This window comes from Microbacterium resistens (assembly GCF_031456305.1).
Taxonomy (GTDB): Bacteria; Actinomycetota; Actinomycetes; order Actinomycetales; family Microbacteriaceae; genus Microbacterium; species Microbacterium resistens_A.
In genome coordinates, this window is sequence record NZ_JAVDUM010000002.1 from 336,234 (window position 1) to 349,441 (window position 13,208).

The window sequence follows — 13,208 nt, forward strand, 5'->3', positions numbered from 1 at the left end:
CTGGCACCGTGAGCGAGCTTTCCCGGAGTGCGACCCTGCGCACACTGATCTCGCGCTCGGCCCTCGCGCTCGGCGCGGCGCGCGCGGTCGCGGCCGGCGGCCGCGGAGTCGCCGATCTGCGCCGGGACGCCTGGGGACACGGTCTCCTCGGCGTCGCACAGGCCGTCTCCGCGGCGGGTGCGCGCGCGGTGCGGGTCGATGACCCCGCCGAGGTGGATGCCCTCGCCTTCGAGGGCATCGTGGCGACCGTGGGCGAGGAGCCGGATCTCGACCCGATGCTCCTGTACGGTCTCCCGGACTCCGCCGGCGTGCTGCCGGGCGATCCGGTGATGCGTGCGGTGGGACGGGTGCTCTCGACCAAGGCCATCGAGGCCGGCGGTGGCGTGTCCTACGGCTACGCGTACCGTGCGGAGCGCGACTCCCGCCTGGCCCTTGTCTCCGGCGGCTATGCCCAGGGCATCGTCCGTGCGCTCGGGAACCGTGCCTCGGTGGAGATCGGCGGCCTCCGGCACCCGATCGTCGGCCGGATCGCGATGGACGTGTGCGTGATCGACATCGGCGAGGCGGCCGTGGAGATCGGTGACGAGGCGACATACTTCGGCGGACGCGGACCGGTCGCGGCCGCGCTGTCGGAATGGACCGGTCCGACGGGAATGTCCGTCCCCGAGCTGGTGGCCGTGGTCGGCCAGAAGACGGAGCGCGCGTGGGAGTCCTGATCCGGCCGGAGCTGCGCGTCGACGACACGCGGTTCCGCGCGAACCTGGCGACGCTGCAGGATCGGGTCGATCCGGCAGCTCTCATGCTCGTCGTGAAGGACGACGCATACGGCCATGGGCTCCGTGGCATCGCCGAGGCCGCAGTCTCGGCCGGCATCCGCTGGATCGGCGCCTACGACGTCCCCAGCGCCGTCCTCCTGCGCGAGGCGGTCGGCCCCGAGGTCTCCCTGTTCGCGTGGGTCACCTCCGCCGATGACGAGATCGCCGAGGCGATCATCGGGGGTGTTGACCTCGGCGTCGGCACCCTCGAGTACCTCGACCGCGTCATCGTGCAGGCCGAGCGGCTGGGGGCACGCGCACGGGTGCATCTGAAGGTCGACACCGGCCTGCACCGGAACGGCCTGTCCGCGGCGGAATGGCCGCGTGGCGTCGAGACGGCGCTCCGTGCACAGCGCGAGAGCAGCGTCGAGCTGGTCGGCGCGTGGAGCCACCTCGCCGAGGCGAGCGACGAGGAGGACGACGCGGCGCATGCCTGCTTCCTCGCGGCTCTGGGCGAGGCACGGGAGCTCGGCGCCGAGGTCCCCCGCACCCACCTCACCGCGTCCGCCGCCACCTGGCTGCGCCCGGAGCTCCGCGGGGACATCGTCCGCGTCGGGGCGTTCTGCTACGGCATCCGTTCGGCGGACGGTCCCGAGCTTCCCGGCCTCGTGCCGATCGCGTCGCTCGTCGCCCCGGTCGTCGGCATCGAGGGCGAGGAGGCGGTCGTGTCCATCGGCGCACTGGACGGCGTGCCGAGCACGCTCGCCGGACGCGTCGGGGTCGGAACGCCGGCCGGGGCGCGGCCGCTCACGGCCGTGGGACTGGACCGGATCCGGGTCCGCGCATGGCCGGGGGCGCAGGAGGGCGACGAAGTCGTCCTGTTCGGCGACGGGGCGCACGGCGAGTCCTCGGCCACCACGCTGGCCGAGGCGATCGGCACGGTCGGCGAGGAGATCCTCACCCGTCTCGCGTCACGGGTGCGACGGCGTCACATCACGGGCTGAGCCGGTCGTCGCACGGTTCGTCGTCGCACGGTCGGCCGGTCGGCGAGGAACGCAGAAGGAAGCGCCCGAGACCGATGGTCCCGGGCGCTTCGATGTCTGTGGTCCTGCCGCGGTCAGGCGTCGAGGAGGCGAGCCGTCTCGTCGTGCCAGCTGGTCGCGATCGAGCGCAGCTTCTCTTCGTACTTGCGACCGTGGTGCGCGCAGAACAGAAGTTCGCTGCCGTTGACCTCGGCGGCGATGTAGGCCTGCGCACCGCAGGAGTCGCAGCGGTCCAAGGCCGTGAGACGGTAGTCGAAAGCCGGTGCTTCACGTTCGGTAGTGGCGTTCATCTCGATGCCTCCTCGTTGTCGGGTACGCGGTGGAGCGTGTTCAATACAACCACGCCGACCCGGGAGTCATGCCCGGACGACGGCGTGTTTCGCTCACCGCGTACGCGGCCCCCACGCCTCCGGTGGCGGCTAGGCGATGGCTAGGAGTGTCCTGCGGCCGGTGCTCCTGCCCGCCGATACGATGGGAGATTGTGACAGCCGAGTATTCCGCCCATCATCTGCAGGTCCTCGAGGGCCTCGAAGCGGTGCGAAAGCGCCCGGGAATGTACATCGGCTCCAACGGGTCGCCCGGCCTCATGCACTGCGTGTGGGAGATCATCGACAACTCGGTGGACGAGGCGGTGGCGGGCAACGGCACGCGCATCGACGTCGTGCTGCACGCCGACGACAGCATCGAGGTGCGGGACCGCGGTCGCGGGGTCCCCGTGGACGTCGAGCCGCGCACGGGTCTCACCGGTGTCGAGGTCGTCTACACGAAGCTGCACGCGGGCGGGAAGTTCGGCGGCGGCTCCTATGCGGCATCCGGCGGTCTGCACGGCGTCGGCGCGTCCGTCGTCAACGCCCTGTCCGAGCGCTTGAACGTGGAGGTGGACCGCGGCGGGAAGACCTACGCGATGTCCTTCCACCGTGGAGAGCCGGGAACGTTCGCCGACGACGACGGCATCCGGCCCGATGCGCCGTTCTCGCCGTTCGAGGACGGGAGCGAGCTCAAGGTCGTCGGGAAGACGGCTCGCGGGGTCACGGGGACCCGTGTGCGTTACTGGGCCGACCGGCAGATCTTCACCAAGGATGCGGAGTTCCAGCTCGCGGAGCTGGAGAACCGCGCGAGGCAGACCGCGTTCCTGGTCCCCGGGCTCGAGATCGTCGTCCGGGACGAGCGCGGCGAGGAGGTCGTCGAGACCTCCTACCTCTACGAGGGCGGGATCAGCGAGTTTGTCGAGTACCTCGCCGCCGACGCGCCGGTCACGGACACCTGGCGGCTGCAGGGGAGCGGCAGCTTCACCGAGACCGTCCCGGTGCTGCAGCCGGACGGCTCTATGAGCGCGACCTCCGTGGACCGCGAGTGCGCCGTGGACATCGCGCTGCGCTGGGGGACCGGCTACGAGACGACGACCCGGTCGTTCGTGAACATCATCGCCACTCCCAAGGGCGGCACCCATCAGCAGGGCTTCGAGCAGGAGCTACTGAAGGTCCTCCGCGCGCAGGTCGATCAGAACGCGCGGCGGCTGAAGGTCGGCAACGACAAGCTCGAGAAGGACGATGTGCTCGCGGGGCTCACCGCGGTGCTCACCGTCTCGGTGCCCGAGCCGCAGTTCGAGGGCCAGACCAAGGAGGTCCTCGGCACCCCCGCGGTCCGGGCGATCGTCGCGCAGGTGGTCCGCAAGGAGCTCGGCCTGCGGTTCTCGTCCACGAAGCGGGACGACAAGAACCAGGCGTCGATGCTCCTGGACAAGATCGTCGCCGAGATGAAGGCGCGCGTCTCCGCCCGCGCGCACAAGGAGACGCAGCGCCGGAAGAACGCGCTGGAGTCCTCCTCCCTTCCCGCGAAGCTCGTGGACTGCCGGACGAGCGATGTGTCGCAGTCAGAGCTGTTCATCGTCGAGGGCGACTCGGCGCTGGGCACGGCGAAGAACGCACGCAACAGCGAGTATCAGGCGCTCCTCCCGATCCGGGGGAAGATCCTCAACGTGCAGAAGGCGTCGGTCAGCGACATGCTGTCCAACACCGAGTGCGCGTCGATCATCCAGGTGATCGGTGCGGGCTCCGGGCGGTCGTTCGACCTCTCCACGGCGCGCTACGGCAAGATCATCCTCATGAGCGACGCCGACGTCGACGGCGCGCACATCCGCACGCTCCTGCTCACCCTGTTCTTCCGCTACATGCGGCCGTTGATCGAGGACGGTCGGGTCTTCGCCGCGGTCCCGCCGCTGCATCGGGTGATCGTCATGAACCCTGGGTCCAAGCCGAACGAGACGATCTACACCTACAGCGAGCAGGAGCTGCACTCTCTGCTGGCCAAGCTCCGCAAGCAGAACAAGCGCTGGCACGAGCCGGTGCAGCGGTACAAGGGACTCGGGGAGATGGACGCCGAGCAGCTCGCGACCACGACGATGGATCGCTCAGGACGTCTGCTCCGGCGGGTGCGGATGGAGGACGCCGAGGCCGCGGGGCGCGTCTTCGAGCTCCTGATGGGCAACGAGGTCGCACCCCGTCGCGAGTTCATCATCGATTCGTCGGACCGGCTGGCCCGGGACGCCATCGACGCGTGATGACCGCGCTGCCCTCCGGGATCTCCTTGCGTCCCGCGGTGCCGGACGATCTCGAGGCCGTCGTCGCGTTGAAGGCCGAGGTCCTGAGCGCGGACCTGGACCGATTGGTCGGATGGAGCCCCGAGCGCTCCCGCGAGAGGGTGATCGCCCACTTCTCACCGGGCGATACCCGGATGATCCTCGAGGACGGCGTGGTCATCGGCACCGTCACGCTGCGTCCGGAGGACGGCGAGCTCTGGCTGGAGATGTTCTATCTCACCGCCGCGCGCCAGGGGAGCGGGATCGGCTCGGCGGTGCTCGTCGCCCTGCTCGCCGAGGTTCCCGCCTCGCTCACCGTCCGGCTTCAGGTCCTCGTGGGCTCGGCGGCGCGCGGACTCTACGAGCGGCACGGCTTCGTCGCCGAGGAGGACGACGGGGTGGACGTCTGGATGCGCAGGCCCCCGACCGGTTCCTCGTCGGTCGGGACGGACTGAGCTCCGATCTCGCGTCGGGGGAGGACGTCCTGTCCTCCGGCCTCGTACAGGCGGCTCAGACCAGTGCGTCGTCCCAGCGGGCTCGGATGGCCTGGAGCGTCTCGTCGAGTGAAAGGCCCGTGGTGTCCATGCGCAGCCCGGGGGAGTCCCAAGCATCCTGATCGGCGCGGAGATGCGTCCAGTCCTCGGCGACGTGCTTGTCCCGGTGCGCGTCGCGGTGGGAGATTTCCTCCGCCGAGGCCGTGAGCAGCACGAATCGGAACGGGACGGGGAGCGCGCGACGGTAGTCGTCGAGGAGCGACGGCCACAGGACCACGTCGGAGACGGCGACGTCGAAGCCCGCGGCGACGAGGTTCCGGGTGAGCGCCCAGATGTTCTCCCTGCGAAGCGTCAGCTGCCGCTCCGCCTCGTCCGGCGGGTTCCCGCCGGGGAGCACGAGCCCGGCGACGATGAAGTCCTCGCCGATGCCATCGGTGTCGAGGTGAGCACCTCGCGAGCCGGAGGCGGCCAGGGCGCGGGCGGTCGTGGTCTTGCCGACGCCGGGGAGGCCCGAGACCAGCACCACGGAGCCGCTCATGCGCCGAGGGCCCGGCCGATGCTGCCGATGACGGCGTCGAGCGTCTGTCCCGAGGCGTCACGCTTGGCGCCGACGTCGGGCAGGATTCGCGCCGCGCCGTCCGGGCCGACGGCGAGGACGGGCGGCAGGCCGACCCAGGCCAGCCGGAGGCGGTCCTCGCCCTTGAGGAACGAGTGCGCGCGGACGCCGCCGGTCGCACGGCCCTTCCCCGGGAACTCCGAGAACAGCGAGACCTTGGCGCGTCCGGCGTCGGTGCCGTCGAGCACCCCGTCGGCCCCCGAGATCGTGATCACCACCGCATCCTCCGTCGAGGGGAGCACGGAGAAGGCGACGACCTCGGCGGCACCGCTGAGCTTGATGCCCGCCATGCCCCCCGCCGGAGCACCCTGGGGGCGGACTGCCGCGGCGGAGAAGTGCAGGAGCTGTGCATCGGAGGTGACGAAGACGAGCTCGGCGTCCTCGACCGCGAGCCCCGCGCCGACGACGGCGTCTCCCGGCTTCAGCCCGATGATCTCGAGCTCTGGACGGACGGCGAGCGTCGTGGGGACGACGCGCTTGACCACACCGGTCCGGGTGCCGAGCGCGATCGGGGTGTCGTCGTCGAAGCGGACGAGGGTGAGGATCCGCTCGCTCTTGTCGAGCAGGCCGACGTAGTCGCGGAGCGCGACGCCGGCGGCGAGGTGCACGGAGGCGGGGGGCGCCGACGGCAGATCGACGGGGGAGAAGCGCACGACGCGACCCGCCGAGGTGACCGCGCCGATCTCGCTGCGCGTGGTGGTCGTGATCGTCGTGAGCACCGCGTCGTGCTTGCTGCGCCGGGCGGCCGCGGAGAGCTCCTGTCCCTCTTCGAGGTCGATCCTGACCGCGCGCCCGGTCGTGGAGAGCACGACGACCGTCGGCGTATCGGCGATCTGGAGGTCAGCGGCGCCCTTGGCGGCGCGGGGCTTCGGCGGCGCCGCGTTGAGCAGCATCGTCCGCCGCGGGGTCCCGTACGCCTCCGCGGCGGCGTCGAGCTCACGGGCGACCTGGGCGCGGAGCAGGACGTCGCTGGCGAGGAGCTCGCGGAGATCGGAGATCTCGGCCTGCAGCTTGTCTCGCTCGCCCTCCAGCTCGATCCGCGAGAACTTCGTCAGGCGACGCAGCCGCAGCTCCAGGATGTACTCCGCCTGCGGCTCGGACAGGTCAAAGACGGTGCGGAGCCGGGTGCGGGCCTGATCGGAGTCGTCCGAGGTGCGGATGACCTGGATGACCTCGTCGATGTCGACGATCGCGATCAACAGACCCTCGACCAGGTGCAGCCGCTCCTCGCGACGCGCGAGCCGGTAGCGGCTCCGACGGGTGATGACCTCGAGCCGGTGCGCGACGTAGACCGACAGGAGCTCCTTGAGTCCCAGCGTCCTGGGCTGACCGCCGACGAGGGCGACGTTGTTGATGCTGAAGGAGTCCTCGAGGGGGGTGAGCCGGTAGAGCTGGTCGAGGACGGCGCTGGCGTCGAACCCGGTCTTGATCCCGATCTGGATCCGCAGACCGTGATTGCGGTCGGTGAGGTCGGTGACGTCGCTGATGCCCTGCAGCTTCTTCGCCTGCACGGCGTCCCGGATCTTCTCGATGAGGCGTTCGGGGCCCACCGTGTAGGGCAGCTCGGTCACCACGATGCCGGTGCGGCGCGGCCCGAGCGGCTCGATCGAGATCTTGCCGCGGACCTTGAGGGCGCCGCGACCGTTCGCATAGGCGTCCTTGACGCCGTCGAGACCCATCAGGATGCCGCCGGAGGGGAAATCCGGACCGGGCACGAACTCCATGAGCTCTTCGGTCGTCGCCTCGGGATGGTCGAGCAGATGGATGGCTGCGGCCACGACCTCGATGAGGTTGTGGGGCGCCATGTTGGTCGCCATGCCGACGGCGATGCCGGACGCGCCGTTCACGAGAAGGTTCGGGAAGGCGGCGGGAAGGACGGAGGGCTGCTGGAACTGGCCGTCGTAGTTGGGGATGAAGTCGACGACGTCCTCGTCGAGGTTCTCCGTCAGGGCGAGCGCCGCGGGAGCCAGGCGCGCCTCGGTGTAACGGGCGGCGGCGGGGCCGTCGTCGAGGGAGCCGAAGTTGCCGTGGCCGTCGACCAGCGGAACGCGCAGCGAGAACGGCTGTGCGAGGCGCACGAGCGCGTCGTAGATCGGGGCATCACCGTGCGGATGCAGCTTCCCCATCACCTCGCCCACCACGCGGGCGCTCTTCACGTGCCCGCGGTCCGGGCGCAGCCCCATCTCGGCCATCTGATAGAGGATCCGGCGCTGCACGGGCTTCAGGCCGTCACGGGCGTCCGGCAGTGCACGGGAGTAGATGACCGAGTAGGCGTACTCGAGGAAGGAGCCCTGCATCTCGCTCGACAGATCGATGTCCTGGATGCGCTCGTCGATCGGCTCGGGCGGAGTGGGGCGGGGCATGTGTTTCCTGCGTCGGTCGGGTGTGCGGCGGAGGCGGTCCTCGCGGCCTGCCGGCCGGATCCCCCTGAGATGCGCTCATGGGAGACTGGCACGGATGACCACTATGTTACCGGCCCCGCCCGCTTCCACCCGGAGCATCACCGGGGTGGCGCACGACCTGTTCGGCGCGATCTCCGGCGGGCCGTCGGCCTTGCGGCCGGCACGGTCGGCCGTGCTCGTCGTGGTGGACGGGCTCGGCGCCTCCCAGCTGCGCACGCATGCCGGGCATGCCAGGCATCTGGCCGGTGCCATGTCGAAGAAGGACGTCGCGCACTCGGTGTTTCCGACGACGACGGCCGCCGCGCTCACCAGCATCGTCACAGGCACTGCCCCCGGCCGCCACGGTCTGGTGGGGTATCGCGTGCTGGACCGGAGTCGGGACCGCCTCGTGAACCAGCTCAGCGGCTGGGAGGAGGAGCGGATCGACGCCGCGACGTGGCAGCGCGAGCCGACGATCTTCGAGCGCGCACGGGCGGAGGGACGCCCGGCGTTCGCCGTGGGACTCGCGGCCTACGCGCACAGCGGCTTCACCACGGCGACACTCCGCGGTGCGGACTTCCGCTCGGCCCCGCGGCCGGTGGAGCGGGTGGCCCTGGCGGTGCGGCTCGCGGAGGAGCACGACGGCGCGATCGTCTACTGCTACCTCCCCGAGGCGGACAAGGCGGGGCACAAACACGGCGTGGCCTCGGCCGAGTGGGTCGCCGCGCTGGAGGACATCGACGCGGCACTCGCGGTACGGCTGCCAGAGACCGTGGGGATGCTGGTCACGGCCGATCACGGGATGATCGACGTGCCGCGGCATCGGCATCTCGTGTTCGAGGAGGGCGATCGGATGCTCGCCGGCGTCAGGCACGTCGGCGGAGAGCCGCGGATGCTGCACGTCTATCTCGACGAGCAGGCGCGGATCGCCGAGGCCAAGGACGCCTGGGTGAGCGGCACGGAGGGCGTCGCCGATGTCGTGACGAGGGACGAGGCGATCGCCGCAGGCCTCCTCGGCCCGGAGGTGACGGATGCCGCGGCGTCGAGGCTCGGCGATCTGATGGTCATCGCGCGCGGTGCGTGGGCGCTGTACGACGGGCGTGAGGACGATCAGCGTGCGCAGGACATGATCGGTCAGCACGGTGCGCTGACCCCGGAGGAGACCAGGGTCCCGTGGATCCGGCTCGGGGCGTTCGCGACGAGCTGACGCCGGTCGGCGTCGATCCGTTCGGCTCAGTCCTCGGAGCGTGCGCCGAAGACGATCTCGTCCCAGGACGGCATCTCGCTGCGCCGCCGCTTCCGGGAGGCGCCGTCGGCCTCGGTCGGCGCGGGCGTCTGCGCAGGATCCGGCTCGGTCTCGCCGCCGACGTATCCGGGTTCGAGGGCGTCGAACAGTGCGATCGGGGTCTGCTCGGGCTCTGCGATCGTCTCGACCGGGCCCGGAAGGGGCTCGCGCTGGCCGCGGCGTCGGCGGAGCGCCTCGAGGAGGTCCGCGGTGTCGGACGGCGTCGCAGGCGCCTCCGGGGCGCGCTTGGTCGCCGCCTCCTGCGCCGCGGGGGCGGAGCGCGGCGAGCCGTCCGGCTCTCCGGCGATGTCCTCGAGCCTCTGGGGCTCGTCGCCGGATGAGGCGACCAGCCGCGGCCCGAAGGCCCCGGAGTCGAAGCGGGAGTCGTCCTTGTACGGAGACGGGCGGTCCTTGTCCAGGGCGCGGAGGCGGGGGATGAGCCCCTCGGGCAGCGAGCCCTGCCGGGAGAGCTGCGTCGCATCGGCGTTGATCGGAGCGAGGGCGCTGCGGCGCGGGTCGAAGGTCCAGCGCGCGTCGTGCTCGACCTCGTTGGCGGTGAACTCGAGCTTGATGATCCAGCCGTCCTCGCCCTTCCAGCTCGCCCACCGCTCCTCGGTGGCGAGGAGGTCGGCGAGCTTGGCGCGGATGGCGACGCCGAAGGTCGGCTGCGCGTCCGGCTCGACCTCGCTGCCGATCAGCACGGGCACGGCGAGAGCCTGGCCGACCACGTGCTCGCGCTCGGCGAGCACCGGTCCCTCGAAGCGCTCGACGTCGTCGACGCCGACTCCGAGCAGCGCGGAGACCTCGGCGGCGGAGAGACCGGCACGGATCTGCGCCTGGATCTCCCGCGGGCTGGCCGCGAGCGGCGGCGCCTTCTCCTCGCCCCGGCTGCCGGCGCGACGGATCTCGGCGCGCAGCACCTCGTCGATGGGCAGCGCGAAGCGTGTCCCCGACTCCGTCGCGAGGACGAGGAGGTTGTCTTCGTTGCCGACGATCGTGACGTGTTCCATGACTGAGCCCCTCTGATGGGTGTGCGACCATCGTGTCACGCGGCTCGTCCGGTGCCGGGGAATAGCGCGGGCGCGCCGCGAGTTTGCGTCCTCGAAGCCGCGCCATTTGCCAAATGCGCGCCGGTCATGCAAACTATCGCCGCCGAACACCCGACGGCCCCCCAGCCACTCGCACGATGAAAGTGGAGATTCACCGCTATGGCAACCGACTACGACGCCCCCCGCAAGAGCGAGGACGAGAGCGAATCGATCGAGGCCCTCAAGGAGCGCGTCCCTGACAAGATGTCGGGCTCTGTCGACGTCGAGGACTCCGACAACCCCTCGGGCTTCGAGCTCCCCGGCGCCGACCTGTCCGACGTCGAGCTCGATGTGGTGGTGCTCCCGGCTCAGGCCGACGAGTTCACCTGTGTGAGCTGCTTCCTGGTGAAGCACCGCTCGCAGCTCGATCACGAGGGCCCCAGTGGCCCGATCTGCAAGGAATGCGCCGCCTGAGACGACGCATCGCTCGCGCCCTGGCCTTCCCGGCCATGGGCGCGTTCTGCTGTCCGCGGACGGCTGCGGCCTCAGCCGGCCGGGGGGAGCGCGGGGTCCGTCACGGCCTCCGCGCGGGCCGCCTCGATCGCCGCGACCAGACGGTCGGGCGTCCGCGTGGAGATGGTCCAGCTGGGCGCCGGATCGGCGGGGTCCGTGATCGGCACCACCACGACGCCGTCGATCCCTCCTCGGATGAGGTGCCAGCCCCGGGCGGGCAGCCCCGGTCCGCGTGCGTTCCTGGCGTCGTCGCCGCTCAGCGGTGTCGGCGCGCCGAGCCAGCGGGCGTCGATCCGCGCCCGACCGGCGTGCAGTGTGCGCCCGCGCAGGACGAGCCGGGGGGAGCCGACGATGATCAGCACGATGATGAGCGCCGTGGCGACGCCTCCGAGCACGAGGGCGAGCACGGAGCCCACCGGGACGAAGCTCAGCGTGACCATGGGGCCGGCCACCGCAGCCGCGAGGAACAGCCACAGGCTCGGGGCGAGGCGTTCGCTGTATGAGGGGCGCGCTCCGGCGTCAGCGTTCTGCATTAGCCTCTTTCTCGTGACCGATTCCGTGGACGTCCCCATTATCGCTCCCGAGATCCCCGTCTACGCCCACGCCGGCGACGCCGGCGCGGATCTGGTGTCGACGGAGGCGGTCACGCTCCTGCCCGGTGAGCGCGCACTGGTGGGCACGGGGGTGCGCATCGCCCTCCCCGACGGCTTCGCGGCCTTCGTGGTCCCGCGGAGCGGGCTGGCGGCCAAGCATGGCATCACGGTCGTGAACGCGCCGGGCACGGTCGATGCCGGGTATCGCGGCGAGATCAAGGTGTGCCTCCTGAACACGGACGCACGGGAGCCCTATGAGATCGCTCCGGGCGACCGCATCGCGCAGATGATCCTCATGCCGGTGACGCGGGCGCGGTTCCTCGCGGTCGAGTCGCTCGACGACAGCGACCGGGGCGCCGGCGGCTTCGGGTCCACCGGCTACCAGAGCTCGGGCGACGCCGCCCGGAACGACAACCACAGCGCGGCCGTCGAGGCCGGTGCGGAGGAGAGAGCATGAGCGACGAGAACGAGATCGAGCAGAGCGGTACGGAGGACGTCGTCGCGGAGGAGGCGGCGCCCCTGAACGGTGACCGGGCCGTCGACGGCCCGTTCGACGAGTCCGAGGCGAACCCGGTCCGCCCCTACATCGACCTGGGCGGGATCAAGATCCTGCCGCGTGAGGGACTGAACCTGCGCCTGGAGGTTGAGGAGCAGACCAAGCGGATCGTCGCGGTCGGACTGGACTACTCCGGATCCACCCTGCAGGTGCAGCCGTTCGCCGCGCCGCGGACGACCGGGCTGTGGGAGGAGACCCGCGCGCAGATCCACGACCAGATCACGCAGCAGGGCGGGCGCGTCGAGGAGCGGGAGGGGCCGTTCGGCCCCGAGCTGCTCGCCGAGATCCCGACGGTCGCCGACGCCGACGGGGCGAGCACGCGCCTCGCGCGCTTCATCGGCGTGGACGGCCCGCGATGGTTCCTGCGGGGCGTGGTCGGCGGCGCCGGCACGTCCGATCCCGAGGCGGCGGCCGCCGTCGAGGATCTGTTCCGCTCGATCGTCGTCGTCCGCGGCGGCTCGCCGATGCCCCCGCGCGATCTCATCCCACTCCGTATGCCCGCCTCCCCGGGCGCGGCGTGACCGAGGAGCCCCGCCCGCCCGCCGGCTCCGACCCCGGGCAGGGCACACCGCTGACCCCTCCGCCGCCGGAGGGGGCCGGCGTGCCGTCCGTGTCCGAGACGCTGGGGGCCGCCCTGGGGAACGCCGCGCGCAAGGCCGGCATCGATCCGGCCACGCAGGCGTCGACCGGCCATGTGGTCTGGGCGGCGATGGGCGGCTGGCGCGGTGTCGCCGAGTCGGTGATCCCCAGCCTCGCCTTCATCCTCGCCTTCACGCTGTGGCCGGGCGAGGGGATGGGGAAGCTGATCCCGGCCCTGATCATCTCGGTCGGCATCGCGGTGGTCTTCACGGTCATTCGCTTCGCGATGAGGCAGCCTCCCGCCGCGGCGATCGGCGGGCTCGTCGCAGCGCTCGCGGCGGCCGCGCTGGCGTTGCTCACCGGGAACGCCTCGAACAACTTCGTGCCCGGACTCCTGACGAACGCCGGGTACGGGCTGGCGATGCTCGTCTCGGCGATCGTCGGATGGCCGATCATCGGCCTCGCCGCGGGCTACCTCATGGGCGAGGGGACGGCGTGGCGCCGATCGGTGCGCAAGCGCCGCGTCTTCACGGGTCTCACGATCGTGTGGGCGGCCCTGTTCCTCCTCCGCCTCGCCGTGCAGCTGCCGGTGTACATCGCCTCGCTGCAACCGGGACAGCAGGACGGCGCGGTCGCGCTGCTCGGGACCCTGAAGCTCGTGATGGGCCTTCCGCTGTTCGCGCCGGTGCTGGCGATCACCTGGCTGACGATCCAGGCCCTCTACCGGCGCGAGCGCGCCGATGCCGTGGTCTCCGGGGCCTGAGACGGCAACGGCCGCGGATCGGCC

The 13,208-nt window shown here is 71.3% G+C and carries 14 protein-coding genes; 9 read left to right on the plus strand and 5 right to left on the minus strand.

What is annotated here, in order from left to right:
- Positions 1–8: 8 nt before the first annotated feature.
- Both J2Y69_RS03675 and J2Y69_RS03680 read left to right on the plus strand, forming a co-directional pair.
- Complete coding sequence (locus J2Y69_RS03675) at positions 9–716, plus strand: alanine racemase (protein WP_310017658.1); 708 nt, start codon at positions 9–11, stop codon at positions 714–716.
- Positions 704–1,759 carry an alanine racemase gene (locus J2Y69_RS03680; RefSeq protein WP_310017660.1) on the plus strand — a complete coding sequence of 352 codons (1,056 nt, stop codon included), beginning with the start codon at positions 704–706 and terminating at the stop codon, positions 1,757–1,759. Before J2Y69_RS03675 ends, J2Y69_RS03680 begins: the two co-directional genes overlap by 13 nt.
- Before the next feature lie 113 nt (positions 1,760–1,872).
- On the opposite strand, the gene J2Y69_RS03685 is transcribed toward J2Y69_RS03680, so the two are convergent.
- On the minus strand, positions 1,873–2,088 hold the full coding sequence (locus J2Y69_RS03685) for a DUF7455 domain-containing protein (protein ID WP_310017661.1): 216 nt from the start codon (positions 2,086–2,088) through the stop codon (positions 1,873–1,875).
- Between the two features lie 191 nt (positions 2,089–2,279).
- Between J2Y69_RS03685 and J2Y69_RS03690 the strand changes: the two genes are divergently transcribed.
- Both J2Y69_RS03690 and J2Y69_RS03695 read left to right on the plus strand, forming a co-directional pair.
- Entirely contained in the window at positions 2,280–4,358 is a 2,079-nt protein-coding gene (locus J2Y69_RS03690) for a DNA gyrase/topoisomerase IV subunit B (RefSeq protein ID WP_310017662.1), read from the plus strand.
- Positions 4,358–4,831: a GNAT family N-acetyltransferase gene (locus J2Y69_RS03695; protein WP_310017663.1), complete on the plus strand. Its 474-nt coding sequence runs from the start codon at positions 4,358–4,360 to the stop codon at positions 4,829–4,831. Before J2Y69_RS03690 ends, J2Y69_RS03695 begins: the two co-directional genes overlap by 1 nt.
- A 55-nt stretch (positions 4,832–4,886) precedes the next feature.
- Here the strand turns inward: J2Y69_RS03695 and J2Y69_RS03700 are convergent, their stop codons facing one another.
- Positions 4,887–5,408 carry an AAA family ATPase gene (locus J2Y69_RS03700; protein ID WP_310017665.1) on the minus strand — a complete coding sequence of 174 codons (522 nt, stop codon included), beginning with the start codon at positions 5,406–5,408 and terminating at the stop codon, positions 4,887–4,889.
- Positions 5,405–7,849 (minus strand): DNA gyrase/topoisomerase IV subunit A, encoded by a 2,445-nt coding sequence (locus tag J2Y69_RS03705; protein WP_310017666.1) that lies wholly within the window; start codon positions 7,847–7,849, stop codon positions 5,405–5,407. Before J2Y69_RS03705 ends, J2Y69_RS03700 begins: the two co-directional genes overlap by 4 nt.
- A gap of 94 nt (positions 7,850–7,943) precedes the next feature.
- Between J2Y69_RS03705 and J2Y69_RS03710 the strand changes: the two genes are divergently transcribed.
- Positions 7,944–9,074, plus strand: a complete 1,131-nt coding sequence (locus tag J2Y69_RS03710) for an alkaline phosphatase family protein (RefSeq protein WP_310017668.1) — start codon at positions 7,944–7,946, stop codon at positions 9,072–9,074.
- Between the two features lie 26 nt (positions 9,075–9,100).
- Here J2Y69_RS03710 and sepH read toward each other — a convergent pair whose 3' ends face one another.
- Positions 9,101–10,162 (minus strand): septation protein SepH, encoded by a 1,062-nt coding sequence (gene sepH, locus J2Y69_RS03715; protein ID WP_310017671.1) that lies wholly within the window; start codon positions 10,160–10,162, stop codon positions 9,101–9,103.
- A 198-nt stretch (positions 10,163–10,360) separates the two neighbouring features.
- Between sepH and J2Y69_RS03720 the strand changes: the two genes are divergently transcribed.
- A complete protein-coding gene (locus J2Y69_RS03720; RefSeq protein ID WP_310017673.1) occupies positions 10,361–10,654 on the plus strand; it encodes a DUF4193 domain-containing protein in 294 nt (97 codons plus the stop codon).
- A gap of 71 nt (positions 10,655–10,725) precedes the next feature.
- Here J2Y69_RS03720 and J2Y69_RS03725 read toward each other — a convergent pair whose 3' ends face one another.
- Positions 10,726–11,226: a DUF3093 domain-containing protein gene (locus J2Y69_RS03725; RefSeq protein ID WP_310017675.1), complete on the minus strand. Its 501-nt coding sequence runs from the start codon at positions 11,224–11,226 to the stop codon at positions 10,726–10,728.
- 13 nt (positions 11,227–11,239) lie between these two features.
- On the opposite strand from J2Y69_RS03725, the gene dut reads away from it, so the two are divergent.
- From dut to J2Y69_RS03740, 3 genes are all read left to right on the plus strand, one after another.
- Entirely contained in the window at positions 11,240–11,743 is a 504-nt protein-coding gene (gene dut, locus J2Y69_RS03730) for a dUTP diphosphatase (protein WP_310017678.1), read from the plus strand.
- The gene (locus J2Y69_RS03735; protein WP_310017680.1) at positions 11,740–12,363 is read left to right on the plus strand and encodes a DUF3710 domain-containing protein; all 624 of its coding nucleotides are present in this window, start codon (positions 11,740–11,742) and stop codon (positions 12,361–12,363) included. Before dut ends, J2Y69_RS03735 begins: the two co-directional genes overlap by 4 nt.
- A gap of 80 nt (positions 12,364–12,443) precedes the next feature.
- Complete coding sequence (locus tag J2Y69_RS03740; protein WP_310017684.1) at positions 12,444–13,184, plus strand: DUF3159 domain-containing protein; 741 nt, start codon at positions 12,444–12,446, stop codon at positions 13,182–13,184.
- The last annotated feature ends 24 nt before the right edge of the window (positions 13,185–13,208 follow it).

Bases quoted from the DNA above. Each gene is read 5' to 3' on its own strand.
- J2Y69_RS03705 (WP_310017666.1), bottom strand. From the start codon at position 7,849: ATGCCCCGCCCCACTCCGCCCGAGCCGATCGACGAGCGCATCCAGGAC.
- J2Y69_RS03725 (WP_310017675.1), bottom strand. From the start codon at position 11,226: ATGCAGAACGCTGACGCCGGAGCGCGCCCCTCATACAGCGAACGCCTC.
- J2Y69_RS03685 (WP_310017661.1), bottom strand. From the start codon at position 2,088: ATGAACGCCACTACCGAACGTGAAGCACCGGCTTTCGACTACCGTCTC.
- sepH (WP_310017671.1), bottom strand. From the start codon at position 10,162: ATGGAACACGTCACGATCGTCGGCAACGAAGACAACCTCCTCGTCCTC.
- J2Y69_RS03735 (WP_310017680.1), top strand. From the start codon at position 11,740: ATGAGCGACGAGAACGAGATCGAGCAGAGCGGTACGGAGGACGTCGTC.
- J2Y69_RS03720 (WP_310017673.1), top strand. From the start codon at position 10,361: ATGGCAACCGACTACGACGCCCCCCGCAAGAGCGAGGACGAGAGCGAA.
- J2Y69_RS03710 (WP_310017668.1), top strand. From the start codon at position 7,944: ATGACCACTATGTTACCGGCCCCGCCCGCTTCCACCCGGAGCATCACC.
- J2Y69_RS03700 (WP_310017665.1), bottom strand. From the start codon at position 5,408: ATGAGCGGCTCCGTGGTGCTGGTCTCGGGCCTCCCCGGCGTCGGCAAG.
- J2Y69_RS03695 (WP_310017663.1), top strand. From the start codon at position 4,358: ATGACCGCGCTGCCCTCCGGGATCTCCTTGCGTCCCGCGGTGCCGGAC.